The organism is Gilvimarinus sp. 1_MG-2023 (genome assembly GCF_030548285.1).
In genome coordinates this window covers 1-665 of sequence record NZ_JAUOSC010000041.1, presented here as the reverse complement: position 1 = coordinate 665, position 665 = coordinate 1, and the positions used below count along the sequence as shown (strand labels likewise).

The window sequence follows — 665 nt, the reverse complement described above, 5'->3', positions numbered from 1 at the left end:
ACATAAGGCACATCGACCCATTCGCCTTCGCGGTTGCAAACTTGCAGACCACCCTGGGCGCTGTCGGGTTTGACGATGGTGAGGCTGCCATAATCGGAGTGAGCACCGGCCCGTAACTGACCTTCTTCGATGCCTTCTTTCAAGTGCGGATAACGCAGGCTGCGGAACATACTGATGTGCTTGTCGATCTTGTCGTCGAAAAAGGTCTCTGGCATTTCCAGTGACAGGGCAAAAATACGCATCACGCTGCGGGCCAGGTCGCCCATGGCAGCAAAATATTCCGCGTACGCTTCCTCAAATCCAGGCAGCGTTGTCGGCCAGACATTGGGGGCAAAATGCGGCCCGGCCATGGCTTCGGAGTAATAAGGTTCATCCGGCACATTCAATGGCCCGATGGAGAAGGATTCTTTCAGGTCGCCCGGAGCGGCTTCTTCCATGGAGTACGACAGGCTCTCTTCTGCTACCGCGCTGTAGCCGCGCACCATGTCGGGACGGGGACGGTTGGCTTTGCGTTTTTCTTCCATGGGCAGGTCGAAGAAGCGGCTGGTCAGTTTGCTGACCCGCTCGATCAGCTCTGCAGGGATCTGGTGTTGGGTAATGACCAGGAAACCAATATCCCGGCAAGCCTGATTCACGGCCTTGGCCACGCTGGCCTTGCCTTCGGC

General features: G+C 57.1%; 1 protein-coding gene. It reads right to left on the bottom strand.

What is annotated here, in order from left to right; genetic code table 11:
• A partial coding sequence (locus tag Q4563_RS15525) for an isopenicillin N synthase family dioxygenase (protein WP_303605096.1) occupies positions 1-665 on the bottom strand: 665 nt, incomplete at both ends.